18 protein-coding genes are annotated in these 26,445 nt (G+C 28.1%); 3 read left to right on the forward strand and 15 right to left on the reverse strand.

Translation table 11 applies throughout. The annotated features are described in order from the left end of the window. Positions 1–84: 84 nt before the first annotated feature. Genes BLT70_RS14010 through rnpA form a run of 12 tightly spaced genes read right to left on the reverse strand, consistent with a single transcriptional unit; the run spans position 85 to position 11,837 of the window. Positions 85–1,098 carry a hypothetical protein gene (locus tag BLT70_RS14010; protein WP_091895605.1) on the reverse strand — a complete coding sequence of 338 codons (1,014 nt, stop codon included), beginning with the start codon at positions 1,096–1,098 and terminating at the stop codon, positions 85–87. After that, positions 1,091–2,323: a polysaccharide biosynthesis C-terminal domain-containing protein gene (locus BLT70_RS14015; RefSeq protein WP_091895608.1), complete on the reverse strand. Its 1,233-nt coding sequence runs from the start codon at positions 2,321–2,323 to the stop codon at positions 1,091–1,093. The genes BLT70_RS14010 and BLT70_RS14015 overlap by 8 nt, the downstream gene beginning before the upstream one ends. Before the next feature lie 18 nt (positions 2,324–2,341). Beyond that, on the reverse strand, positions 2,342–2,863 hold the full coding sequence (locus BLT70_RS14020; RefSeq protein WP_091895611.1) for an HAD family hydrolase: 522 nt from the start codon (positions 2,861–2,863) through the stop codon (positions 2,342–2,344). A 1-nt stretch (position 2,864) separates the two neighbouring features. Continuing rightward, on the reverse strand, positions 2,865–3,899 hold the full coding sequence (locus tag BLT70_RS14025; protein WP_091895614.1) for an N-acetylneuraminate synthase family protein: 1,035 nt from the start codon (positions 3,897–3,899) through the stop codon (positions 2,865–2,867). Next, positions 3,896–4,636, reverse strand: coding sequence for a hypothetical protein (locus BLT70_RS14030; protein ID WP_091895636.1), 741 nt, complete (start codon positions 4,634–4,636; stop codon positions 3,896–3,898). Before BLT70_RS14030 ends, BLT70_RS14025 begins: the two co-directional genes overlap by 4 nt. Further along, the gene (rfbC, locus tag BLT70_RS14035; protein WP_091895638.1) at positions 4,612–5,175 is read right to left on the reverse strand and encodes a dTDP-4-dehydrorhamnose 3,5-epimerase; all 564 of its coding nucleotides are present in this window, start codon (positions 5,173–5,175) and stop codon (positions 4,612–4,614) included. Before rfbC ends, BLT70_RS14030 begins: the two co-directional genes overlap by 25 nt. Beyond that, on the reverse strand, positions 5,172–6,029 hold the full coding sequence (gene rfbA / locus BLT70_RS14040) for a glucose-1-phosphate thymidylyltransferase RfbA (RefSeq protein ID WP_091897716.1): 858 nt from the start codon (positions 6,027–6,029) through the stop codon (positions 5,172–5,174). Before rfbA ends, rfbC begins: the two co-directional genes overlap by 4 nt. After that, positions 6,029–7,039, reverse strand: a complete 1,011-nt coding sequence (gene rfbB / locus BLT70_RS14045; RefSeq protein WP_091895641.1) for a dTDP-glucose 4,6-dehydratase — start codon at positions 7,037–7,039, stop codon at positions 6,029–6,031. Before rfbB ends, rfbA begins: the two co-directional genes overlap by 1 nt. Before the next feature lie 5 nt (positions 7,040–7,044). Next, entirely contained in the window at positions 7,045–8,082 is a 1,038-nt protein-coding gene (locus tag BLT70_RS14050; protein WP_091895643.1) for a hypothetical protein, read from the reverse strand. Positions 8,083–8,116: 34 nt separating this feature from the next. Beyond that, positions 8,117–9,796, reverse strand: a complete 1,680-nt coding sequence (locus tag BLT70_RS14055; RefSeq protein WP_091895646.1) for a hypothetical protein — start codon at positions 9,794–9,796, stop codon at positions 8,117–8,119. A gap of 27 nt (positions 9,797–9,823) precedes the next feature. Beyond that, positions 9,824–11,458: a S41 family peptidase gene (locus tag BLT70_RS14060; RefSeq protein ID WP_091895649.1), complete on the reverse strand. Its 1,635-nt coding sequence runs from the start codon at positions 11,456–11,458 to the stop codon at positions 9,824–9,826. Beyond that, positions 11,445–11,837, reverse strand: a complete 393-nt coding sequence (rnpA, locus tag BLT70_RS14065) for a ribonuclease P protein component (RefSeq protein ID WP_091895652.1) — start codon at positions 11,835–11,837, stop codon at positions 11,445–11,447. Before rnpA ends, BLT70_RS14060 begins: the two co-directional genes overlap by 14 nt. A gap of 206 nt (positions 11,838–12,043) precedes the next feature. On the opposite strand from rnpA, the gene BLT70_RS14070 reads away from it, so the two are divergent. The 3 genes from BLT70_RS14070 (at position 12,044) to BLT70_RS14080 (ending at position 19,845) form a co-directional block, all read left to right on the forward strand. Continuing rightward, positions 12,044–13,222: an acyl-CoA dehydrogenase family protein gene (locus tag BLT70_RS14070; RefSeq protein WP_091895655.1), complete on the forward strand. Its 1,179-nt coding sequence runs from the start codon at positions 12,044–12,046 to the stop codon at positions 13,220–13,222. 156 nt (positions 13,223–13,378) lie between these two features. Next, positions 13,379–16,831, forward strand: a complete 3,453-nt coding sequence (locus BLT70_RS14075) for a hypothetical protein (protein WP_091895658.1) — start codon at positions 13,379–13,381, stop codon at positions 16,829–16,831. A gap of 272 nt (positions 16,832–17,103) precedes the next feature. Then, the gene (locus tag BLT70_RS14080) at positions 17,104–19,845 is read left to right on the forward strand and encodes an outer membrane beta-barrel protein (protein WP_091897719.1); all 2,742 of its coding nucleotides are present in this window, start codon (positions 17,104–17,106) and stop codon (positions 19,843–19,845) included. Positions 19,846–20,023: 178 nt separating this feature from the next. On the opposite strand, the gene BLT70_RS14085 is transcribed toward BLT70_RS14080, so the two are convergent. From BLT70_RS14085 to BLT70_RS14095, 3 genes are all read right to left on the reverse strand, one after another. Further along, positions 20,024–22,558 (reverse strand): T9SS type A sorting domain-containing protein, encoded by a 2,535-nt coding sequence (locus BLT70_RS14085; RefSeq protein WP_091895661.1) that lies wholly within the window; start codon positions 22,556–22,558, stop codon positions 20,024–20,026. Positions 22,559–22,755: 197 nt separating this feature from the next. Further along, entirely contained in the window at positions 22,756–23,508 is a 753-nt protein-coding gene (locus BLT70_RS14090; protein WP_091895664.1) for a LytTR family DNA-binding domain-containing protein, read from the reverse strand. Between the two features lie 4 nt (positions 23,509–23,512). Beyond that, on the reverse strand, positions 23,513–26,422 hold the full coding sequence (locus BLT70_RS14095; RefSeq protein WP_091895667.1) for a histidine kinase: 2,910 nt from the start codon (positions 26,420–26,422) through the stop codon (positions 23,513–23,515). Positions 26,423–26,445 lie beyond the last annotated feature (23 nt).

A 26,445-nucleotide genomic window follows, 5' to 3' on the forward strand; every position in this document is an offset into this window, starting at 1 on the left:
ATAAAAAAAGACCGAGATCTTTTTCTAGAAGATATAACATTATAATTATTGCTATAAGTGTAATTAGTATGTTAAAAGCAATAATCATTTATAAATATTAAAATTAAATTTTTGAAAAATAGGTTTCAATAAATTATTATATCTTAAAAGTACATTAAAATTAAGTTCCTTTTTAATAACATCTTCTGATTCTAAATATATATTTATTAATGCACTAGAATCAAATGAATAAATGTATTTGGATCCTAATTTATTAAAATACAAATCTTCTAAAGGCTCATCTGACTCTAAATAAATTACTTGTTTAGTTAAAAAAAGAGATTTTAATTGTTCTAAATCTATTCTTTTTCCATTTCGATGAGGCTTGTAATATATTTTTTCAATTTGAGAATAATATTTTTTTGATTGAATTAACTTCCCTAAATCTTTTAAATTATTGATATATCTACTTTCTCCTAATTGGTTTATATAACCTTCTTGGCCAATAATTAAAATGGTATCTGTTACATTTAATTTTCTAGTTGGATAAATTAGTTTTACAGATTTTTCTGGAAACTGAGATAATTCAGGAACCCTAACATATTGTTTTACAACATTTTCGTATTCTATTCCACTTGAATGCCCTTTATAAAATTTAAATCTAACATTATATAAATTACTCAACATCCATTTTAAAATCACTTTTTTTTGTGACAAAGACTTTATTGTATGAGGATAATAGTTTAAAGTACCATCTTCTACTACAATACCTCTCATATTTTTATTAAAAGAAAAAAGTAAAAAATTGGTTAAAATATCCTCTATGTAGGTAAAATATAAAGTAATATTTTGTTCTGTTTTGTAAATTGTAAGTTCTTTTATAATTTCTTTATATTGTTTTATCTTAAGAGTTATGTTGGTAAATGCGGATAATTTTCCAGAAGATTGATTATTGAATGATTCTTTTGCGTACACAACTTTATCCCAACATTCTACATCATTGTTTAATGTTTTATTAGATATTAAGATATTTTGACAGTTTGTCTTTTTTTTTTCTCTTATAATTGATTCGTAAGAAGAAATTTGATTTTTAGACAAACCTATATAAATATTAATCATATTTCATTTTTTTTGCTTCATAATATCTCATATAAAATAATATAATTGATGAAATTACAAAAGCTGTTGCTGTTCCATAAATGCCGTAAAAGTACGTTAAACTAATGGTTAATAACAAACTTAAAACAGCCGAAATAACCATTGATTTTAACAATGCTTTGTCTTTATGATAAATATAAAGTTTAAAGTGATAAAGTAAGGAGTAATTCATCAATCCAGCACCAATTATTAAAAAATAGATTAGCGGCAAATAGTTTTCAAACTCAACCTTATTTTGCCATAATAATAATGGCTTAATAATTAAAAGTATAAATAAAGATGAAATAAAAACATGTATTATCAGCGATTTCTTAAATTTTTTCAGAAGCAAATCTATATTAGGTAAACGTATAGATTTAATAAGTTCTGGCAACTCAAAAGATATTACAATTGTATTTACATACACTGTAATTAAAATTGATATGTTAGAATAAAACAGGAAAATACCTGCTAGTTTTTCGCCCATAAAAAAATCTACAATAAATCTATTTGCGTATTCCATAGACTTAAGACTTATTGTTGCTATAAAAAAAACAGAACTTATTTTTAAGCCTTTTTTAAGCCAAAAAAAATCTAAATTCAATTTTAATATACTATCATAATTCTTACCTATTGAAAAAACAAGCACATAAACAATTGTTAAAACATTAGCAATCAACCATAAATTAAAAATCTTTTCAATAGTAATTAAACTATTATTGTAATAATAAAATGTAATAATAGCACTCCAACTTACGGTTCTAAAGAATAATATAATATTTGCTAACAATACTTTTTTAAAACCAATTAGTAACCTATAAATTTCTTGAGATAAATGTTCTGTTATAGCTAGAAAAAGCACTAAAAAAAGATATGGTTTTATATAGCTTAAATTACCAAGAATAAAATAACCTAATATAATAAACAGTAAATAAACTACTATATATAAAATAAATGTTAGAATTACTTTATTTACAATTTCTTGTTTATCATTTGTCTTTAAAATATCTCTAACACTAAAATTGTAAAAATCTAAACCTAAAATAAATATTAAAAGTGTAATAATTGATGTTATTAACCCATAATTACCAAAAACATCAACATCAAAATATTTAGACATTAAAGTAATGATCAGAAACTTTGTACCAATACCTCCTATTCTTAAAAAAACATTTAATAGCTTAAAAAAAAGACTAGTTTTAAACATTATTTAATAAAACTTTTATTATTGATTAAATTCATTAATAAAATTACTTTCCTTAAGAAGATCAATTACATTTATGTTATTTTCAGCCAATATTTTTTCAACAAATTCTCTAAAAACTCCTTCTCCTCCTTTTTTTTCTAGTTGCCAATTTACAATCTCTTTCATATAAACTGGCGCACTTTTGGGCACAGCACTAATACCCACACTTTTTAAAAGTAAATAATCATTTATATCGTCACCAATATAAGCAACATCAGATAGTTGTATATTTAATTCCTTAGTCAATTTTTTAACAATTTCTAACTTATTATTAGCCCCTAAAAAAAGATAATCTACTTTTAGTTTTTTAGCTCTTCTTTCTACTGATTTTACGTTTTCTCCTGTAATTATACCAAAAGGAATATCTAAAAGTTTGCAGAATAAAACACCTGCACTATCATAGGTATTAAATTTTTTAAGCTCATTTCCTTTTTCATCATAGTACATTCCACAATCTGTCCAAACACCATCAATATCAGTTAAAATAAGTTTAGGCAACATATTATTTTATGTTTTTTAAATAAATAATTTCATCTTTTTGAATGTCGCTAATCAGCTCTTTTCCTAAAACATGGTTTTTATCAACCCATTTAACACCATTTCCTGGACTTAATAAATGAATATCTTCTTCTGTAATTATGCTTCCTTTTTTTAAGTTTTTATTGGTAGCTATAGATCTTTCTAATTTGTTTCTAGCGCTTTCAACAGAATTTACAATTTCCATTTTCTCTTCACCCATAGAAGCGTCTAAATTTCTAATATCTCTAACCATTCTATAAATACCTTCAATAGCCAAAGAACCTTTTTGATCTGTTCCTTTTAAATTTCTATCTAATGTAATATGTTTCTCTATGATTTCTGCTCCCATAGCAACAGCTGCAATTGGAGTAGAAATACCAATAGTATGATCTGAATATCCAATTGAATACTGTGGATATTGTTTTTTTAAATAGGTTATCGTTTTTAAGTTAACATTTTCATACCTAGTAGGATACTCTGAAACGCAATGCAAAATCGAGATATTATTATGATATTTATTAATGGTTTGCAAAGCAAGATCCAACTCTTTTACTCCAGACATTCCTGTAGAAACAATAATAGGAATTTTAGTTTCTGCTAAAGCTGAAAGTAGCGGTAAATTAGTTAAATCTCTAGAGGCAACTTTTAACCTATCTGGTGTAAAAAGTTTAAGAAGGCTTAAACATCCTATAGCACATAAAGTTTCTACAAAATCTAATCCTTTTTCTTTTGTGTATTTATAAACTTCAAAATGTTCTTCATCATTTAATTCTAAAAAAGCTCTGTGTTCCCCATAAGTTTCACCAAAAGAATGTGGCGAATTATATAGGCTTTTCATTTGCGTAGAAGATAACTCTTGAGATAAATCTCTTTTAGTAAGTTTAACAGCATCCATTTGCTTTAAATCATTACCAAATAGATCATCTTTTACAGGTCTTGCAGCTACATCTACAAGTAATTTACATAAATCTACAGATCCATTATGATTCTGTCCTATTTCACCAATTATATATGTCATTTTGTATTTTCTTTTATAATTTTTTTCATTGCAACTAACAAATCGTTCCTGGTTTCTATATATTTAATAATTTCTAAATATCCAGCATTTGGATTTTCTTTTATAAAATTAAAATAAATATCTTTAAGTATTTCAAAATCTCCTTTAGTATCTAACGTGCACCTAATATCATTGTTCAAAATATTTTCTTCTAAAAAACGAACATTAAAATGGTTTGGATTTTTATAAATACAATTTGTAACATGCTCAATACATTGATTATCTTTTTTAGAAGCTATTTTTTTTAAAGCGTTTAAGCTTACAATCTCAGTAAAAAAACCAAAATGTGTTAAAATGGAAGGTGAGTTATTAATTTTATATGATAAATAATCTTCACCTTTATAATTTGTAATAATTTTTTGGATATAATTTAAATCTATAAAAGGATTATCTGAACAAACTCTTACAATAGTATTAAGATTATTTTCTTCTGCACAATCAATAAACCTTTTTAATACATTTTCTTCTGAGCCTCTATAAAATTGTATTTTATGCTTACTGGCAAATTCAACTAAAACATCATCTACTGATAAATTAGAAGTAGCCAAAATTATAGGAAAATTAGTCTTTAATTTTTTTAATTTACCTAAAAGAATATCTAAAAAAGTAATTTGCTCATCTATCTCTAAAATAATTTTTTTAGGCAATCTTGTAGATGAAATTCTTGCCTGTATTATAATTCCTGTTCTTTCAAGCATAAATATTCTTTAAAAGTTTTTAATTTACAATCCTTTTTAGATAAAACAACTTCTTTATCTTTTAACATCCAATCGATATTTAAATCTGTATCATTATAAATTACACCATCTTCTGATGCTTTATTATAATAAGCGTCGCATTTATAAGCAAAAATAGTTTGATCCTCTAACACAGAAAAACCATGTAAAAACCCTTTAGGAATAAATAATTGTTTATTATTATCTCCAGTTAAAATACAAGAAAAAGTTTGCCCAAAGGTTTCTGATTCTTTTCTTACATCAACTACAACGTCTAATACTTTTCCTTGAATTACTCTCACTAATTTAGTTTGTGCAAACTTACCTTTTTGAAAATGTAAACCTCTTAAAGTACCTTTATTAGAAATTGACTGGTTATCTTGAACAAAATTAATTTTCATCCCAATTTTCTCTTCAAATATTTTCTGATTAAAGCTTTCAAAAAAACTTCCTCTATCATCAGCAAAAATATTTGGTTCTAATATAAAACAACCTCTTAAAGGACTTTCTTTTACTGTCATTTAATATCTAATAAGTTTTTACCATAACCACTTTTCAAAAATGGTTTTGCTAGTTCTTTTAATTCTTTTTGAGTAATAAAGCCACTCGAAAAAGCAGCTTCTTCTATAGAACCTACTTTTAAGCCCTGTCTTTCTTCAATAACCTCAACAAAATTACTTGCTTGCATTAAAGATTTAAAAGTTCCCGTATCTAGCCAAGCTGTTCCTCTATCTAAAATTCTAACAGATAATTTATTTTCTTTTAAATAAGCTTTATTTATGTCGGTAATTTCTAATTCTCCTCTTTTACTTGGTTGTAATTTTTTAGCTTTTTCAACCACAGAATTATCATAAAAATAAATACCAGGAACTGCAAAGCTAGATTTTGGTCTTAAAGGTTTTTCTTCTATAGAAATTGCATTTTGATGTTCATCAAACTCAACAACACCATATCTTTCTGGGTCATTTACATGATAGGCATATACAATTCCTCCATCTGGATTATTATTTTCTTTTAATAATTTAGACAAACCTGAACCATAAAAAATATTATCACCCAAAATAAGCGCTACATTATCATCTCCTATAAAATCCTCTCCAATTAAAAAAGCCTCTGCTAATCCATTTGGGTCTTCTTGAACTTCATATTGAAAATCACATCCAATCTGATTTCCATTTCCTAATAATTTTTTAAATAAGGGTAAATCTTGAGGGGTTGAGATAATTAAAATATCTTTAATCCCTGCTGATATCAATGTTGATAAAGGATAGTAAATCATAGGTTTGTCATATACAGGCATTAATTGCTTACTTACCGACAAGGTAAGTGGATGCAATCTTGTACCAGAACCACCTGCTAAAACTATTCCTTTCATTATTTTTTGTATTTTTTTAAATACCACTTAATTGTTTTTCTAATCCCTGATTCAAAATCTTCTTCTGCTTTCCATCCTAATCGTTTTTCTATTTTTGAAGCATCAATAGCATATCTAAAATCGTGACCGGGTCTATCTTTTACAAAGTTAATTTGTTCTTTGTAAGATTTTTCTTTAGGTTTTATTTCATCTAAAATTTCGCAAATAACATTTGCGATATATAAATTATTACGTTCGTTTTTACCTCCAATATTATAAGTTTCTCCTTTTTTACCGTTTTTAAAAACTAATTCAATCCCTTTACAATGATCTAATACATATAACCAATCTCTAATATTTTTCCCATCACCATAAATAGGAATATTTTCATTAGAAATTGCTTTTCTTATTATTGTAGGAATCAACTTTTCGTCATGTTGTTTTGGTCCATAATTATTAGAGCAATTTGTAGTAACAACATTTAATCCGTATGTATGAAAATAACTTCTTACAAAAAAATCTGATGATGCTTTTGATGCACTATAAGGACTATTTGGTGCATATGAAGTTTGCTCTGTAAACAATCCTGTTTCTGCTAAAGAACCATAAACTTCATCTGTAGAAATATGATGAAACAGAGATGTTTCAAAACCTTTTTTAAATTTGAATGGTTCTTTCATCCAATAGTTCTTGGCAATATCTATTAAATTAAATGTTCCAAAAACATTTGTTCTCACAAAAGTATCAGGATTTTTAATTGAATTGTCTACATGAGATTCTGCTGCAAAATGTATAACACTAGAGAAATTATGTTCAATAAAAAGTTGTTCTACTAAAACTCTATCACAAACATCTCCTTTTACAAAAGTGTATCTACCTGTATTTTCTACTTCTTTTAAATTAGATAAATTCCCTGCATAAGTTAATAAATCTAAATTTACAATTTTTAATTCTTGATTTTTTTCAAGAAAAAAAGGAATAAAATTAGAGCCAATAAAACCTGCGCCTCCAGTTATGAGAACCGTTTGCATTGCTTTTATTTTTTATAGTTTTCAAGAAATGTATTCAACTTAATTAAAAGTAAAAATAATATCATAAATCCTGCTGCTAAAATTGCTAATAAAAAAGCATAATTTTTTGTTATCCCTTTTATTTTATATCCTATTGGCTGAAAATTAGAAATTACATTAATAACATCATATTTTTGAGATTTTTCATTAGCTATTACTCCTAGATCATAATTTATTTTTCTATTCGTATCAAATAACTCTAGCTCTTTTGTAGTTTTTTTTTGACTACCTAAATCTATACTTGTTCCTGTAACAGATTTCTTTGCCTCCTCAACCATAACTTGCATGTAAACTCTTCTTAAGGAATCTATTTGTGTTAGATTCTCCCGATATAAAGAATCTGTTCTGTTTAAATTCTCATTTGTTAAAACTTTAATTCTATTAAAGTATTTATTATTAACAACAGAAGAAATTATAACACTATCTAATTTATCAAAAACATTATTTTTTTCTGCAATAACCGTTACTTTATGCACTTTATAATCATAATCTGTAAAGGCTTCTTTAAAATCTGCATACTCATAACTTTTTATAGTTAATGTATCTACAGATAATATTAAGTTATTATAAGCATCGATTAAATCACCATCTACTTTTAAAGGTACAATTTCAAACTTTTTAATAGAAGCTGCTGAAGCTTTATCTATATTAAATGTTTTTTGAAGTGTTAAAGTATCTTTTTGCTTAACAAGATCGTTATAATAATTAATATTATTATAAAGTTGTCTTGCACTTTTAAAATTTGGTTCTAAAAGTAAATCAGATCCAAATCTTGTTGGAGTCTTTACTTCTAAAAAAACACCAGCAACCAATCCAATGATTCCTGCAATACTAATTTTTATAATATTTTGCTTTAAGAAAATTAAAGTAGAGATTATAAAATCAAATATTCTTTTAATAATAGTTCCTATAAAATTAAAAAACTTAGAAAAACCTTTTCCTATAATTACAAATAAGGAGCCTAAATCTACTTCTTCTTCGTTATTCTTATGATTTGTTGACATTATTTTAGTTTGGTTGAAAAATCAATAATTATTGTTAAAAAATTTGTTCTAATATTCTTTGTGTAATAGCATACGTTGGTGTAACACCTGTCATCCCTAAACCTCCAGAAGCTAAAGTTGCTCCAGTTTCTAAAGGATTATCTGATGCATAATACGCATAACGTACTTTTACGTTTTCTGATATATTTCCTCTAATTCTAGAAGCAGATTGTATTGCTTTTTGATAATGTGCTCCTTCCATTTCTAAACCTATAACATGCCAAGTAGAATCGTGAAAGAACTTTAAAAGATCTTTGTTTTGTAATGAAGTTCCTAAAACAGAAATCATCGATCCATCAAAAGCTTTTACACCAAAACCTTCTAAATCTTCTTTAGAAAGTTCATTTTTAAAAGGATAATTATCTGCTGTTCCTTCAAAAATATGTGCATCTGGTATCATAATATCTCCTTTGCCACCTTCTAAAATACCTGCTTTACCCATAACTGAAACCGACTTTACGTCTAAAAAAACTTTCTCATCCTCTGCGTCATAAGGTTTCAATAATTCGTCCATAGTTTCATATGCTTGTTCACCAAAGGCATAATCCATCACTACAATTACAGCGTGTTCTTTTAAAGAATGCTCTTTTTTAAACGATGAAGCATCAAAATTTATTTTATCAGTATCAATAATCTGCACATTAATATTGGTTCCAGATGTATCTTCTATATAAATTAAGCCATTATCAGATGCATAATTTTTTACTTTTTTCTGTAATGGTTTACTATCGGCATTACTTAATAATTGAAACAATTCAAAACCTTTAAGGTTTTTTGCTTCTTTAGGTAAAGCCCCTTTTGCATAAATTGAGTTTAATACACTATGCATATTTGCACTAATTATGTGTATAGGTCTTTTTAATAAGTTATGTTTTTTTAATGTGCTTTTAATCTCATTTGCCCAAATTTCTCCATAAATATGATGACCAATTTCCTCTATTAAAACAGTACTAAAAGTTACAGTTCTTTTCTTGTCTTCAAAAACTTCTTTTATAGCTAAATTACCTAACCAATAAATTAAATTAAAAAATTTATGTGGATTTGTTCCTGTACTAAAAGCATTATAAATTCTAGCTACTTCATCAAAAGTTCTTCCTAAAATATTACCTAAATGAACAATTAAAACCTCTTTATCTTTTTCTGATATTGGTTTTTTATTTAGAACAATTTCCTCTAAATATTTCCATTCTCGTATAAAATCTTCTCCTTCATTTAGAGAAACTCTCGCCTGAATTTTATGCGATTCTATAAACAAAAAAGTTAAATGTGTTAATATATCATAGATTTCAGATCTTCCTCTAGTAATCTCAATATTCATTTGATCTTTGTCTATTCTGTAGCAATTTCTTCTTCTTTTTGGCGGAATTATTGCTTCAAAATGAGAGTTTTTATACCCTTCATCTGCCGTTAAATTTATAAACTGGCATTCTTCAATTCCTTCCGGAAGCCTTTCTATAACGTACGCTAACCCATTTAATTCTGTTCTATCTTCTGCAATAGAACCATAAATTTCTGGTCTTAGTTGTAAAAGAGATTTTCGTAAAGTTTCACCAGAAACTCCCATTGGCTTATAAAAGCCTCTACTAAATAAATGACGCATAGAAATGTATAATTTTTCTATAGCATTAGTAGACTCTTGCGCTCTTGTTCTTTCTATATTTTTGGTTTCTAACATATTTTTTTTTGAAGTACAAATATAAAATTATTTCCCCGATAAAACCTGTTTGTACTTATCTTGGTTTTCAAGCAACTTAACAGCCTCTTTTATTATTAAATCGTTTTTTAAATGATGCTGATAAACACCTTCTTTGTAATAGTATTTTTCAAGAATTTCATCTTCTAAGAATACACTTATAATATCTTGATTTTTAGAAACTTCAGAAATTTTAGCTTCAAATAATTTTTCTTTTATTTTCTGATATTCTTTAGAAATATCTTTATTTTCTGCGGATAAAAATGCAGCATCAAACAAACGCTCTTGTTTTGTAACAAATGTAGTATCTATCTTCAAATAATTTGTAAAACTCTTAAAATCAGCATTTGAAAATTGATAATCTTCTACCTTATCTATTTCTAAATTTTTATAAAAATAATCAATTGCAAAATTAAAAATAGCTTTAGATTTTAGTAAATTATCTGTAGCTTCTGTTTTTTCTGATGTTTTAATTTCTACATCTGGCAACACACCTCCACCATCAAAAACAGTTCTTCCATTTTCCGTTTTAAAAGCATTAACTCCTTTATCAGAAAATTTAGGAATCACCCCAGTTTTATCGTCTCTATTTGTGTAATCTAACTCTTGAATACATCTTCCACTTGGCGTGTAATATTTAGAAATTGTCAATTTTAATTGTGTTCCGTAAGTTAAAGTTCTGTAACGTTGCACCAATCCTTTTCCAAAAGAACGTTGCCCCATAATTACAGCTCTGTCGTAATCTTGCAAAGAACCGCTTACAATTTCGGATGCTGATGCAGAACGTCCATTCACTAAAACCACTACAGGAATTTCTAAATCTAAAGGTTCATTTGCAGTTTTATACGTGTTACTCCATTTTTTAATCTTCGCTTTTGTGGTAACAATTACTTTTCCTTTCGGAATAAAAAAGTTTGAAATATTAATAGCTTCTTGCAAAGAACCACCGGGATTTGAGCGTAAATCAAAAACCAGTTTTGTCATCCCTTTTTTCTTTAATTCTCTAAATGCTTTTTTTACTTCGGATGAAGCTTTTTCATTAAACTGAGTTAAGGTAATATATCCTGTTTCTTCATCAATCATTTCATAAAAAGGCACCGGATTAATTTCTACATTTTCTCTTGCAATTTCCTTTTTTAGGATTTTTCCTTGACGTTCAATTTCTACAGCTATTTTTGTACCAGGAGTTCCTTTTAAAAACATAGAAAGTTGATCTCTTTCCATATTTTTAAGCGATTGTCCTTCGGCAGAAACAATAATATCACCCGCTTTTAAGCCAACTTTATCCGCAGAAAACCCTCTGTAAACCTCACTTATTTCAATTCCGTTTTTAGTGTAATAAACGCCAACTCCAATTCCTGCATATTCTCCTTCTCTTCTAATTTTAGCATTTTCTACATCTTGTTCGTTGTAAAAATTAGTATATGGATCTAAATCTTTTAAGGTGTTTTTTATGGCTTTAGTTGTTAATTCTGCAGGATTTATTTCATCTACATAATACATGTTTAATTCCTTAAAAAGTGTATTGTAGATTTCTATTTGTTTTGCAACTTCAAAAAATTTAGACTGAAATGAAAATGATAAAAAAATCGTTCCAACTAATAAAATTACAAATAGTGTCTTTTTAGTTTTAAATTTTTTCATCTGATTTATTTTTTACTTCTTTAATAAATGTATGTAGTAATTTATTCATTTTAGTAAAGAGTTCTTCATACGGTCTTTCTTCTCTGCCAATATAAGAAATCATAAAAACATACGGATTCTCAAGATTATCGTACACAATTTCTTTTTGTAAACGATAGGTTTCTCGCATCAATCTTTTTAAACGATTTCTATCAGGTGCTTTTTTAAAGTTTCTTTTAGCAACAGAAACTCCAACCTGTGCAGGAAAATTAGAAGTATGTGCTGTTTGCAAATACATCATTCTTAACGGAAAAGCTTTTACAGAATTCCCTTCTGCATATAACCTTCCAATCAACTTTCTGCTTTTTAATCGCTCTTCTTTTCCTAAAGTATGCTTCATTGCCACAAATCTAGTAGAAAAGAATTAATTTTCTATCCTTTACCATACCGAACTTCAAAAATTATGTATTTTTAATAAAATTTAATTCTTTTATTTAATTGACACAATGTTATAAAATTAAACAATGTTTGATAAATTTGTTAAAAATCATACAAATATAAAGATTCTAAATTTTTAAAAACAACAATTTTAAACAGACAAACTATATGAAACCTGATTTATTTCAAGCTCCAGATTATTATAATTTAGACGATTTACTTACCGAAGAACACAAATTAATTCGTGAGGCAGCGCGTGATTGGGTAAAACGTGATGTCTCACCAATAATTGAAGAATATGCTCAAAAAGCAGAATTTCCAAAACAAATTATTGGTGGTTTGGCAGAAATTGGTGCTTTCGGACCTTATATTCCAGAAGAATATGGTGGCGCAGGTTTAGATCAAATTTCCTATGGATTGATTATGCAAGAAATAGAACGTGGAGATTCTGGTGTTCGCTCAACTGCTTCTGTGCAATCTTCATTAGTAATGTACCCAATTTTTAAATATGGAAATGAAGAACAACGTAAAAAATACTTACCTAAATTAGCTTCTGGCGAATGGATGGGTTGCTTCGGATTAACAGAACCAAATCATGGCTCAAATCCGGCAGGAATGGAAACTAAGTTTAAAGATATGGGAGATCATTATCTTTTAAACGGCGCAAAAATGTGGATTTCAAATGCTCCTTTTGCACAAATTGCAGTAGTTTGGGCAAAGAATGAGGAAGGTAGAATTCACGGATTAATTGTAGAACGCGGAATGGAAGGTTTCTCAACACCAACAACTCATAATAAATGGTCACTTCGCGCATCCGCAACTGGGGAACTTATTTTTGATAACGTAAAAGTGCCAAAAGAAAATTTATTGCCAAATAAATCTGGATTAGGTGCACCTTTAGGATGTTTAGATTCTGCTCGTTTTGGAATTGCTTGGGGAGCAATTGGTGCTGCAATGGATTGTTATGACACCGCTTTGCGTTATTGTAAAGAACGCGAACAGTTTGGCAAACCTATTGGTCAATTTCAATTACAGCAAAAAAAATTAGCAGAAATGATTACCGAAATTACCAAAGCACAACTGTTAGCTTGGAGATTAGGAAATTTAAGAAATGAAGACAAAGCTACTTCTGCACAAATTTCTATGGCAAAACGCAATAATGTAGATATGGCAATACATATTGCTAGAGAAGCAAGACAAATGTTAGGCGGAATGGGAATTACTGGCGAATATTCTATTATGCGCCACATGATGAATTTAGAAAGTGTAATTACCTACGAAGGCACACACGATATTCATTTATTAATTACTGGTTTTGATGTAACAGGATTAAGTGCATTTAAATAATTTTCCTTACATTTGGTTAAACGTTTAAACAGTGTTGAAATTATAACAAAAATTAACTAAAACGATCTATTTTTAACAAACTGTAAATACGTAGTATTTCAACAACTTAGCTGTAAAAATTGTACATTATTTTTATAGCCAAACAAAACAACAACCATGCAAGAAACAAGAAATGACATTATCCAGTTTATTAACTTACAGTTAGCCTCATTAGGGCAACCTACTTTTAAAGATAAACCCGAAAATTCTGAAAAATTTTTAAATCCAAAATTTGAAGAATTAACAAACGGACTTATAAAAAGTTTACAAGAAAAATCGAGATTATTAGCAAATCACCATTCTCCTGTAGACGCAAGAATACAAGCATTTATAGATGATTATTTAAAAGATATTTCTATAAACAAATCAATAGTTTTACCAAATAACACTTTAATTTTATCAAAAAAAGGACAAGCAAGAGAAGTTAGTTTACCTCCAGATGGTAATTCTTTTAAAAGTGATTTAGTTACTACAAATAGAGTAAAACAAGGAATTTTAAACAATCCTTTAAACGATAAAAGAACTACAAAAGGAACTTTTCATATTGTGGAAGGCGACTTACCTGTTCCGTTAGATAAATTTGAAGTACCAAAAGTAACTTTTGCTCATTTTTTAAATGCAGCTTTTAATCCATCAGAAGATTTAAAAATTTTACCATTTACATCAAGCCAGGAAGAACAAGCGAAAGTAATGGCTTCAATGCTATTAAGACCTAAAGTTTGCCCCGAAGTTAAAGGTGTTGTTACAGAAAAATCCTTGGAAGTACGCTTTTTTGTTCCTGGAAATTTAGTAAGTAATTTAGATTTTGTAGAATCTATTTTTGGTAATGCCGGCGATCCTAATTTAGCGCATAATGATGCTGCTTTAGACACAGAACATTGGACAGGACACACAGGATGTATCATTTTAGCTCCGCAATTAAAAGAGTTAAAAAAGAAAGATGTTGGCTTACCTCATTTTGATGACGCAACAGAACGTCAAAAAGCAGACGGAATGTGCTGGACAGATGAAAACGAATTATATAATAATGGTGGCGCTTTTAAAATTACATGTAGAGACGACAGAGGTGTTGTGATTACTTTAATTGCTGATAATTACTACGGATATTCTAAAAAAGAAATTAAAACTCAAATTAGTTATTCTGCAAATTTATTTGGTTTAGTAGAAGAAGAGCATGCTGGTGGCGCAATTGCATTTGCTAGAAGAGTTATGGGAGATACCGTAGATGGTAAAGATTATTCAGAATTTCATAACTTTATGCATACTTTCGAAGGTGTAAAAGAACTTTTAGGTGATACAATTGATGTAAAACCAGAAAATTATGCGGTAGATAAGAAATATCCAAACATTATTTATATTCCCGAATCATCATATATAAATACCAATACAAACAGTATTACTTGGATGCATAATGGTAAAGAACAAAAATTAACGATTTCTCCTTACAAAACGTATGTACATCCAACAGGAAGTAAATTAAAGTTAGAAAAACATAAATCTATCGATTTATGGCGAATTATAGAAACGTTTGCAGAAGGTGTTTTTTGCCATAAACCTTGTACAGTTTCTGGTGGTGGAAAATCTGAAATTTCTAAATCGATGCAGAATGCAATTACGTATAGTAGTTTTAACATTCATAATATTGATGAAGATTTTAAAAAAGCAGACGAAATTATAGAATTTGTATATTCTAATCGTTGGAAAATTAAAGACCCAAACAGACCAATATCAAGATCTTTTTTAAGTGAAGAAAGAACTTTAAGTTCTGCTGTAAGATTATTAACTCCTTCTGATCAAAATTCAGATGAATTTAATGAAATGTTAAACAACATTCCTGTTCACATACGTTCTTTAGTATTGTTTGTAAAACGTTTATTTAGACAAGCTCATGGTAATTTAAATTGGAAAGATTACATGTCTGTAGAAATCATAAACGGTAAAAAAGGTACAGGTTTACTTTATAATAATACGCCTGTTGTTGGTAGCTATGTTCGTATTGGGTTTAATGAAAAAGGAAACTGGATGTTGAATAAATTACGTTCAGATTTTTCTCCATCAGAAAAAATTCAAACAGAAGATGATATTACCGCTTCGATTACGTTGCCAAGAACAGAATTATCAAATTTAAATCCAGAATTTACCAATAAAAGTTTAAAATTATTAACCAATTGCGAAGCGCATTTATTTCAAAGACCAGATGAAGCTGTTGTTAGAGGTTATGATAAAAATGCTGAATTAGATTTGGTTACTGAAGGTCGTTTTTTAACAAATTACGAGTTACTAAAAAAAGCAGACGCAATTGCATTGTATGAAGATACTATCAACTTTGACAAATACACAAAACCTGTTAAAGATTTTATAGAAAGTATTGTTAAAAGCGATAAAGAAGAAGAGTTTTTCGTAGTTCCTTCTCATACAAGAATTGTAGATGGAGAACCTACAAAAAACCCACGTTATTTAGAACCAAGTTTAAATGTAAACGAAACCGAAGCTACTTATTTAGCTGATATTGGAGTTCGTTTGGTTAGAAGAATTAAATTAGACGAACCTGTACATCATGTTGTAAATGCTGTTTTACCAGGTAGAAGAAATAATCCGGTAGATAAAGCTGCAGGAATTAGACCTTTGGCAGTTTACAACCCCATTCACTATCAAGAAGCACCAGAATTATTTATGGATTTTATCTGTAGTTTAACAGGTAAATCTCCATCAACAACAGGAGCAGGAACAGAAGGTGCATTAACAAAAGCACCTTTTAATATGCTAACGCCAACAACAGATTTAAACAATGCTTTATTATCGCATATTTTAACAGAATCTAACGGATTTAGCACAGCGGCTGGTTATGTTGGTGCAGAAAATAAAATTGACCACGATGTAAGTTTGTTAATTCCAGAAATTTGGGCAAGATTAGAACCTGCAGATAGAAATCCAGCAAACTTAATTGCAAATGGTTCTTTAGAAAAAATTGAAGACTTCGAATATGAAGGAGAAACAATTTTAGCAAGTAGATTAGGTTATAGAATTACAAAAACTTTTTCTTACAGATGTTTAAATAGAATTTTTGATGAACCTACTGCTGTTTTTAGCGAAAGAATGCTAAAACCAGAATTACAAGGTTTAGAAGATTATGTAGACGGAATTAAAAACATTGTTGAAGCACAACAAAAAGTTGCTTTAAACTACTTTAAAGATGGTAGTATAGAAGCTGCAATTCCGCCTTTAAAAATTCTTTTACACATAATGGCTTATGGTAATTATGAAGGAAAACATATTAGTGATCCAGAATTACGTAAATATTTTAATAGAGATTATGTTATAAATAGCGATTGGTATAAAGAAAGATTAAAAATTAAACAACAAATTGACGTTGCTTTTTATGGTAATCAAATTAAATATTTAGAAAATTTTATAGCAAACTCAAACAACAAATTTTTAGTTTCTGAAATGCAAATTAATGACCGTCTAGAAAAAGTAAAAGAGTTATTTGCTGATGTAAATTCAGATACTTATTTAGAAACGTTAATTGGCACAATTGGGGCAGATCCATTATGTAGAAAAACAGCATAAGTGTATTTTAAATAAAAGTTAATCTTTAAAAACAACGAAAAGAGCATCAATTAAAATTGATGCTCTTTTTTTACATATACCCAAAAAAAATACACTTAATTTTTAGAATTTAATACAAAAAAAATGTTTATACAGAAAATATCACAAAAAAAGAGAACTCTATTCCACGTTAAATAATTCACAAAGTTCTGTTAAAGGGTATTCATGGTTTCATTTTTAATTAAACCTTTGCTAAAATGGTTTAACAACCTCTTAACTATATGAAACTTACAATGAAGAAAATTTTATTTTTAAGCTGTTTATTTATAAGCACAATTGCTTTTTCGCAAACTAAAAAATTTACAATCTCTGGTATTATTAAATCCGAAGACGATAAAGAACTACTAGAATCTGCAACCGTTCACTTAGAAAGATTAAAAGATAGTAGCATCGTTTCGTATACAATTAGCAATGAAAAAGGTGCTTTTAATCTAGAAGGAGAAACATCAGACTCTAAAATAAAACTAGTAGTTTCTTTTATAGGTTTTAAACCATACTCGAAAATTATTGATGTTAAAAATCAAAATGTTGGCTCTTTACTTTTAACAGGGTCTAATGTTTTAGATGGTGTTGTAATAAAATCTAGCGCGCCAATAACTATTAAAAAAGACACTCTAGAATTTAATGTAAAATCGTTTAAAACAAAAGCAGATGCAAATGTTGAAGATTTACTTAAAAAATTACCAGGCGTAGAAGTAGATGATGAAGGAGCCATTACTGTAAACGGAAAATCTGTTAATAAAATTTTAGTAAATGGGAAACCTTTTTTTGGAAACGACCCAACAATTACTACCAGAAATTTAACGAAAGATATTATTGAGAAAATTCAAATTTCTGATACAAAAACAAACGCACAAGCTTTTTCTGGAGAAGATTCTGATGGAGAAAACAAAACCATAAATCTTACCATCAAAAAAGAAAACAACAAAGGATATTTTGGTAAAGTTGCTGCAGGCGCTGGTACAGATGACAGAAATGAATATGCAGGAATGATTACTCGTTTTAAACAAAGCGAACGAATAGGACTTTTAGCCGGTGGAAATAATATTAATTCTCCAGGTTTTAGTTTTGGTAATCAAAGATTACAATTTGGCGGTAATAATAGAAGTTTTGGTGGAGGTCAAGGTATTGTAACATCTAATAATTATGGCGCAAACTATATAAATTCATTTGGAAAAATATTTGAGTTTTCTGGAGATTATTTTTACAAAAACAGTTCTTCGGATAATAAATCTACCTCTGATAGAGAAACTTTTTTATCTGATGGAACTAGCTTTTATAGAAATTCAGAAAACACTTCTTTAAACGATAGTGATAGTCATGATGCTAGTATCGATTTTGAAGTTGAAATTGATAGTACTTTTAGAATTGATATTGAAAGTGACTTTAATAAAAATTTAAATACGAATAGATATAATAGCATATCAGAAACCTTAGACAACAGTAAAATTTTAACCAATGATTCTCAAATTGGGTCTATAGCAGATTCTGACAAAGAAACTTTTAATAATGAAATTAATTTAACCAAAAGATTTGGTAGCAAAGGTGCCTTTTTAAGAGTAGAATTAACAGCTAATTTAAGTAAAACATTGACTGATGATTTTGTGAAATCTGAAACTAATATCTATGGATCAGATTCAGAACAAATCATAAGAGATCAATATTCAGATGGTAGTTCTAACGTTAAAGAACTAGCTAGTGAAATTACCTATCGTTTTCCTATTATAGCAAATAACTTATTTTTAGATGCTGCATATACTATTGGAAACACAAAAACAACAAATAAACGAAGCACATTCGATTTTGATGATAACACTAATGATTATAGTGATTTTAGCGAACTTTTAAGTACAGATTTTAAATATTCTGATAAAATAAGTAGACCAAGTCTAGAGTTAGAATTTAGAAATGAAAAATGGTCTGCATCAACAGAAATAGCTCTTAATAATAGAACACTTGAAAACACCGATTATCTAAGACCTGAAACAAATTTAGAAAGAGAATTTAATAATTTAGAATATGGTTTGAATGTTCGATTTAGAAAAAGTAGAGCAAATAGCTATAGATTAAGATATAATTTTAGAAATTCAACTCCTAGTCTATCTCAATTACAACCTTTTAGAGATGAATCAAACCCACTTAATATAGTTACTGGTAACCCTGCTTTATCGCCTTCTAAAACTCATAGTTTAAGATTTGGTGCTGCTAATTTTAACTGGCAAAATAGAACTGGTTTTTGGTCTTACGCTAACATTTCTTTTACTAATGATAGAGTTGTTGCTAAAACGACAATTAATACAAGTACATTAATTAGAGAAACCACATACGCAAACGTAGATGGATTTATAAGCGCTCGAGCTGGTGGAAGTTATAGTTCTACAAAAAAATGGGAAGATTTTGGAAGCTTAAAAACAGAATTTAGAGTTTTTGCAGACTATAGTAAAAATATCAACTTTAATAATGATGTACAATATTCTAGTAAAATTGTATCTATTTCTCCAAATATTGGCTTTGATTTTTCTTGGGATGATATTTTACAAATAAGACCTTCTTATACTATTTCTTTCAGTAAAAACACCTATGATATAGATAGTTTTAGTAATAAAGATTTTACAAATCATGATGTTACAATTGCAACTTCAACCAATTTTTTAAAGAAATTTGAATGGTTAAATGATGTAAATTATAATTACAATCCAAATATAGCAGATGGTTTTCAAAAAAGTGCTTGGTTCTGGAACACAACTTTGCGTTACTCTATTTTAAAAGATAATGGCGCAATAAGTTTAAAGATTTATGACATTTTAGATCAAAATACAAATGCTAGAAGAGTTGCAACAGAAGATTATATTCAAGATTCTTCAAGTACTGTTTTAAATCAATATGCAATGTTAAGTTTTACTTGGAAATTTAATAGTTTAGGAAACTCAGGTAAAAAGTTTGAACCACAACGTAGAAGTAGATATAGAGGATAGAAACTAAACATTTAAATAAAAGAAGGCTGATAAAAAATTCATTATAAACATAACAGAAAGTGTTTAAGTTAAAAAACTCAAAATTGAATTCAATTTTGAGTTTTTTTTAATCTTAAAAATAAAAAATAGCCCACTTTTTTACAATGGGCTATTTGTTGTAAAGTAGGATTCTATAAACCTATTTTTTAAAAAGTTTTTGATTAATATTACTAGTATTTGTTTGTATTTTTACCAGATACACTCCAACTGGTAATTCAGACACATCTACTCCATTCTTTATTACATTAACTTGCTTCACTAATTGCCCGTTTATGTTATAAATAACAATACTTTCAACCGGATCTATTGTGCTAACAAACAACCTATCACTTACAGGATTAGGGTATAACTTTAATTCTGACATAAAAGTTTCATCTTCCATTCCTAAGGTAGAGTTGTACTCGTAAACACCCAAATCTATGGTTGTGTTAAAAATTCTATCATTCCCAGATAAGTCTAAACTACCAAATAGATTTACATTGTAAAGCGTATTATCTCCTTGATCTTTAATATAATTTGAAGCTGATGTTGGTTTATAATTCGCATCTAAATTCAAATTATCAGTTGTGGAATTTAATGTCGTTACGTTTGTTGTACTAAACGTTCCGGAAGTTCCAGCGTTTGAAGGTACTGCTGCGATAGTATTTTTAATAAACACATCGTAAGTAGAATTCATACCGTTAGAAATATCTCTAGTTGCCACTGAACCATTTATTGTATTCTTCCAAAAGATAGAGTTATTAATATTAAGGTTTACACTTCCATCACCTGAGGCCGAAATAGAATTACCAAAAGTATTATTGTAGTTGTTATTTATAAAAGTACTATTATTTATAACAACATCTAAAGTATTTCCATTGTTAAAATCATCTCTGTAAATGTCTAGTGCTGAAAGATTAATATCGTTATCTGCTACCAAAACATTTGCCCAACGTGTAAAAATATAACGGTTTGTACTATCAGATTGTATATAAACCAATCCCATGTTTACAATTGTATTATTAATAAACTTGGTGTTTTCAATAAGTAATCCTTGATTAAATTTTCTAATTTTAAGTAAATAGCCATTAGAGTAGTTATTTCTAAATACCGAATTTTTAATTTTTAAGTTATTAGAATTCAAACTATTTGGTATAAATATCACACCGTTTTCTTCTACACCACCAGACTGTGAAGTATCGTAAATGTTTTCAAAAATAATACCATCAAAAGTGACGTTACTTGTTCTTAATTCAAATAAACGCTCTGCATTATCTGTTTTATTTGAAGTGAAATCTCCATCAACATCATCACCATTAATATCACCAGTAAAAATGGTTGCATTTGTAGTATGAATGGCTGTTAAGTCTCTATCTGCTAAGGTTGTTTCGGTCCCTGTAAAACCTCCAATAATATCTACTTCGTTTGTACTAACCGCTATTGGTGTATTTTTATCTGCCAATGTATACGTTCCTTTTGCTACCCAAACAGCATCATTTAAATTGGTACTTGCTAAAGCGTCTGTTACGTTTGTAAAAGCATCTGTCCATGAGCTACCATCATTAACACCGGTTGCATTAGCATCTACATAATATACTGCTGGTATACAGTTTTCGCTATAACTTGCTTGAGTATCTTTAGTCCAACCTACTACGTACTGACCGCTGTTTGCTGGTGGTGAAAAGCCTGCATCAACTTGAATACATGTTAAACTTGCATTACTATACGCTTTCATATAGATGAAATTACTGTTGTTTCCGTTAGAGATTAACAAGGTTTCTAACCCACTATTTTCATGACAAAACAATTCATTAATATTTGTATTTAAACGGATGTCTAAACTTGTTAACTTATTGAAACCAGCATGTAAACGTGTTAAAGATAAATTGTTACTAACGTCAATAGTAGTTAGGCTATTATTTGGTACATCTAAACGCGTTAAATTGGTAAAAGCTTCAATACCTGTTAAGTCTGCAATACCAATACCGTCCATAATTAACTCGGTTGTAGCTTGAGCTTCTGCCAGCGTTATTTCAGAATCTCCATTTAAATTGATAGTGTTATCGCTTACTAAAAAGTTTTTAAAATTGGCATCAGGAATGTTTACTTCTTGATTAAGCGCAACACAATCGACACCATAAATTGCAGAGTTCCCTTTGGTCCAACCTTGACTGTATATACCTGCTTCTGCTGGCGGTGTAAAACCAGCATCTATTTGAATACACGACAAACTATTTCCATAGGCTTTCATATAGCTAAAGTTACTGTTATTACCATTAGCTATATTTAATTGGTATAAAACACCATTGTTATGACATTGAATATCTGTAATCTGTGTGTTTGCACTAATATCTAATGTTTCTATTTGATTATTAGAACAATGTAAACGTGTTAATGCCAAATTACTACTAACATCTAAAGCTGTTAAATTATTACTGTAACAATCTAAACGCGTTATATTAATAAAAGCTTCAATACCTGTTAAATCTGAAATTGATAGTCCATTTATTAATAATTCGCCCGAAAACGCTTGTGCTTCGGCAACAGATATTTCTGTATCATTATCCGTATTAATAGCTGTATTTGCTAGTAAGTGCGACTTAAATGCGGCATCGGGTATCGTAACATTTTGAGCAGAGACTAACAGTAAGCCTAAACAAAAGTAGTTCAATAAAAATAGTAATGTTTTTTTCATTGTAGTTATTTTTTTATTAATTAACTACAAAACAACTACAATACTATAGGCTTTCAATTGGTTTTTTTCTGAATAAGCCTATTTTTTTTCTGAATGTTTTTATTTGAATTAAATTGTTTAAAACAAAGTTGTAATACATAAGTGGCATCAAAAAAATGAAGTAAAACACTATTTACAGAGTACTGCTTGCTAACCAATTACATAAATGTTTCTTTTATAATCTCCAAAAAATGATCATGTTTTGATTTTGAAATAGGAATCTTTTTTTTATTATTCATCAATAAATAATTTCCATCATCTTTCACCAATTCATCTACATATTTTATGTTTATTAAGTAAGAACGGTGACATTTAAAAAACATAACATTGTTTTCTAATTGTTCTACAAAGTGTTTTAAAGGCTTGCAAATAGTTTTATGTTTACCCGAAATTAATTGAACATTTGTATACATACCATCTGCTTCAAAATATAAGATATCACTATGCGAAGCGAACATAATTCCTTTTGGAATTTCTAAAGCAATTTTATCTATTGAAAGTTGCTTTAATGAATCTCTCAATTTATTTAACTGATCATTTAAATTATTAGATTTTATAGCCTTTTCTGCTTTAGTAACTGCCGCTTTTAATTCGATGATATCTACAGGTTTTAATAAGTAATCTACCGCCGAAAGTTTAAAAGCTTCCACAGCATATTGATTATAAGCAGTTACAAAAATGATTTTAAAATCAATTTGATTTGGAAAATATTCTAAAATATCTAATCCAGATTGATTGGGCATTTCTATGTCTAAAAACACCAAATTAGGTTTTGTTTTTTTTATTAAATCAACACCAGAGGCTAAATCTTGTGCTTCTTGTATACTTGTAATGCTGGCACAATTTTGCGTAATTAGGTTAGACAATAAATGTCTTGCCCGTTTTTCATCATCAATAATTATGGCTTTCATAGGCTTATTGTATAGAAATATTTATTATCACTTTCGTTCCTAATGACAACTTATTTTTATCTTTTAAATCTTTAATTTGTATGTTAATATCTCGTTTTAACTTGTTTTTATACAAATGAACTCGTTCTTGGTTTGCTTTTGTGGCAAATGGTTTATGCTTTTGATTTTGTCGTTTTATTTTAGCTGATTGCTGTCGACCGATACCATTATCTTCAACTAAAATTTGTACTTTATTTTGCGATATTAATTTTGCTTCAACCATTAGCTTTCTATTATTTAGCTTATGTAACAAGCCATGCTTTAATGCATTTTCTACATAAGGCTGAATAAACAATGACGGCACTTTAATTTGATGTATTTGCAAACGTTTATCTATTTTAATTTTATAAGACAACTCGTCTTCAAAACGCACTTTTTCTAATTCTAAATACAATTGTAAGGCGCTTAATTCTTCTTGTAAAGTAATTTCGTTTTGCTGACTGTAATCTAAATACATTCTAATCAATCTACTAAACTTTACTAAATACGAACTTGCCAGTTCTTTTTTGTTAGAAACAATATAATCTTGAATAGAATTTAGCGCATTAAAAATAAAATGCGGATTCATTTGCGATCGTAAATTTTCTAATCTTAAATGTGCTATTTTTTTATCAATTAGAATTTTATCAATTTCTAGAATACGTTGTTTTTCTTTTTGTTTTAATTTCCATTTAAAATAAAACCAAATTAATCCAAAAAACAACAGTAAAACAATCGTAAAAAACCAATATGTTTCCCAAAAAGGTTTATGAATAACAAAGGTTATTGGATCAGATAAGACGGCTTTTTCTGAACTTATATTTTTTGCTTCAAGCTCAAAAGTATAAGTACCGCTTGGCAAACTGTTAAAAGTAACAAAATGATTATTTAAAGGTACTTTGCTCCAAACGGTATCTAATTGCTTTACTCTATATCGATAAGACACATGTTTGTTAGATTGAAAACCATTAGAATTAAAATCTAACCTAATTTTATTATTATAATACGCCAAATTATAATTAGAGGTCACTAAGGTATCTTTATCATTAATTGCAACAGCCTCTATGTTAATAGCTGCGGTTTTATAGGTTTTAAAAAACCTTTCATTTTTAGGTAAAATATAAAATGAATTGGATAATAATACAATTAAATAATCTTCTAAAACAAGAAATTTATTTATCAGAACATTTAAACCATCTTGTGCACTTAACCTTTTAATTTGATGAGTTAACAAAGAATAATAATGCAATCCATCATCGGTAGATATCCAAAGAACAATGCCATCAGATTTCATCTCATTAATTTGAATTTTATCAGAAACCACAAAAGGCGCATGTTGTAATTTGTTATTTTTTAATTGTAACAAACCATTATGTTGTGTTGCTAACCAAATGGTATTATTGGTTTTTACTATCGAATTTACAAGCACACTTTTATTGTTAAACTTTAGCTCTTTCGAAGAAAACGTATTTAAATCATAGATAAACAATCCATCAATATAAGAAACAAAAAGGCTATTATTAGTTACCATAGACGTTTTTACACGACTAGAACGGATACTCTTTTTTTCTGATGTTAAATATGGGTTTTTATAAACAATACCTTCTTTGTAATTGCCATAAAACAAATTTTGATGGTCTACTTTTGCAAAAGATTTTGCAACAGAAAACTTATTTTTCACATCTTTAACAGCATTATTTTTTAAATTTACAATATAAGATTCTGATGCATTAATACTTACAATTAATTTTTCTTTATTTGCATCGTAAAATAGATTTCCAATTATTTTTGACCCTGGTAATTCTATTGTTTTTACCAACTTAGAATGATTATACAACAACAACTTACCTGTATTAGTCCCCAACAAGAAATTGTTTTTATTTAAAGTACAAGCTGCAGTAATTTTATCTTTTAACGTAGTTAATGCAACTCGCCTAATGCTTAAACTCGGAGAAACAAATACGCCATTATCTAAGGTAGTAAACCAATAATTTTTATTAAAATCAACCTCAACATCTGTTATCGATTCTGTTTCAAAAAGTTGCTCTACAAATTTTAATTTTTTTGCTTCAAGTTTAAAAACAAACACCCCAGAAGTTGTTAAAAACCAGTAATGCTCTTCAATTTTAACTATATTATAAATAGTTAAATGTTTGAGAATTGAAGGTGTTATAAGTAATTTAGATGTTTCATTTTCTTTATTAATATGATAAATTTGATTAAAGTCTTCTTTTTTAAAAGTAAATAAAACTTCTTCTTTAAAAGCAAATACCTTTGGTGATTGAATATGTTTATTACCCTCGACCTCAAAAATTATTTTAACAGAATTTTCTGTAATTTTATAAACTCTATTTAATTTTCTGTTTTTTTCTTTATCAACAGCAAAACAAAAACTTTCGTTTTGATATTCACCCATGCTTAATGCCATTCCATCAAGTATTTTAGAAACTTTTTTATCTTTTTTATAAATATCAAAAACACCTTGAGTAGTAAATAATCGAATCTTATTTTCTAAAATAACATAAAGTGATAATTGTGCTTTTACAAATAGATTTGCATCATAAAAAAGTTTTAAACGGTCTTTTTCAACATAAAAGATTTGTCCATTTATATTGTTACACCACAAACGCCCTTCTTTATCTAATTTTAGTTGAAAAAGCGAATTCGATTTTTGTATAGGATTACTAAAATGCTTGTACGATTTTCCATCATAACGATACAATCCTTTATCTGCTGCTAACCAAATAAAATGGTCCTGGTCTTCTAATACATCATAAAACTCAATGTCTGGTAGGTTAGAGATACTAGACATGTTCTCAACAACTGGATTTTGAGAATATAAAGCACTAAAACTTAGTAGTACTACAAATACAATATTTTTATAAATTTTAAGCATCGTTTACAAAAAAACAAACTTAA

This window comes from Polaribacter sp. KT25b, from assembly GCF_900105145.1.
Taxonomy (GTDB): Bacteria; Bacteroidota; Bacteroidia; order Flavobacteriales; family Flavobacteriaceae; genus Polaribacter.

What these genes read in the sequence shown, in the direction of transcription:
- BLT70_RS14095 (WP_091895667.1), bottom strand. Translation starts at nt 26,422, where the DNA reads ATGCTTAAAATTTATAAAAATATTGTATTTGTAGTACTACTAAGTTTT.
- BLT70_RS14015 (WP_091895608.1), bottom strand. Translation starts at nt 2,323, where the DNA reads ATGTTTAAAACTAGTCTTTTTTTTAAGCTATTAAATGTTTTTTTAAGA.
- rfbB (WP_091895641.1), bottom strand. Translation starts at nt 7,039, where the DNA reads ATGCAAACGGTTCTCATAACTGGAGGCGCAGGTTTTATTGGCTCTAAT.
- BLT70_RS14080 (WP_091897719.1), top strand. Translation starts at nt 17,104, where the DNA reads ATGAAGAAAATTTTATTTTTAAGCTGTTTATTTATAAGCACAATTGCT.
- rfbC (WP_091895638.1), bottom strand. Translation starts at nt 5,175, where the DNA reads ATGACAGTAAAAGAAAGTCCTTTAAGAGGTTGTTTTATATTAGAACCA.
- BLT70_RS14075 (WP_091895658.1), top strand. Translation starts at nt 13,379, where the DNA reads ATGCAAGAAACAAGAAATGACATTATCCAGTTTATTAACTTACAGTTA.
- BLT70_RS14030 (WP_091895636.1), bottom strand. Translation starts at nt 4,636, where the DNA reads ATGCTTGAAAGAACAGGAATTATAATACAGGCAAGAATTTCATCTACA.
- rfbA (WP_091897716.1), bottom strand. Translation starts at nt 6,029, where the DNA reads ATGAAAGGAATAGTTTTAGCAGGTGGTTCTGGTACAAGATTGCATCCA.
- rnpA (WP_091895652.1), bottom strand. Translation starts at nt 11,837, where the DNA reads ATGAAGCATACTTTAGGAAAAGAAGAGCGATTAAAAAGCAGAAAGTTG.
- BLT70_RS14085 (WP_091895661.1), bottom strand. Translation starts at nt 22,558, where the DNA reads ATGAAAAAAACATTACTATTTTTATTGAACTACTTTTGTTTAGGCTTA.
- BLT70_RS14020 (WP_091895611.1), bottom strand. Translation starts at nt 2,863, where the DNA reads ATGTTGCCTAAACTTATTTTAACTGATATTGATGGTGTTTGGACAGAT.
- BLT70_RS14025 (WP_091895614.1), bottom strand. Translation starts at nt 3,899, where the DNA reads ATGACATATATAATTGGTGAAATAGGACAGAATCATAATGGATCTGTA.
- BLT70_RS14060 (WP_091895649.1), bottom strand. Translation starts at nt 11,458, where the DNA reads ATGAAAAAATTTAAAACTAAAAAGACACTATTTGTAATTTTATTAGTT.
- BLT70_RS14050 (WP_091895643.1), bottom strand. Translation starts at nt 8,082, where the DNA reads ATGTCAACAAATCATAAGAATAACGAAGAAGAAGTAGATTTAGGCTCC.
- BLT70_RS14070 (WP_091895655.1), top strand. Translation starts at nt 12,044, where the DNA reads ATGAAACCTGATTTATTTCAAGCTCCAGATTATTATAATTTAGACGAT.
- BLT70_RS14055 (WP_091895646.1), bottom strand. Translation starts at nt 9,796, where the DNA reads ATGTTAGAAACCAAAAATATAGAAAGAACAAGAGCGCAAGAGTCTACT.
- BLT70_RS14090 (WP_091895664.1), bottom strand. Translation starts at nt 23,508, where the DNA reads ATGAAAGCCATAATTATTGATGATGAAAAACGGGCAAGACATTTATTG.
- BLT70_RS14010 (WP_091895605.1), bottom strand. Translation starts at nt 1,098, where the DNA reads ATGATTAATATTTATATAGGTTTGTCTAAAAATCAAATTTCTTCTTAC.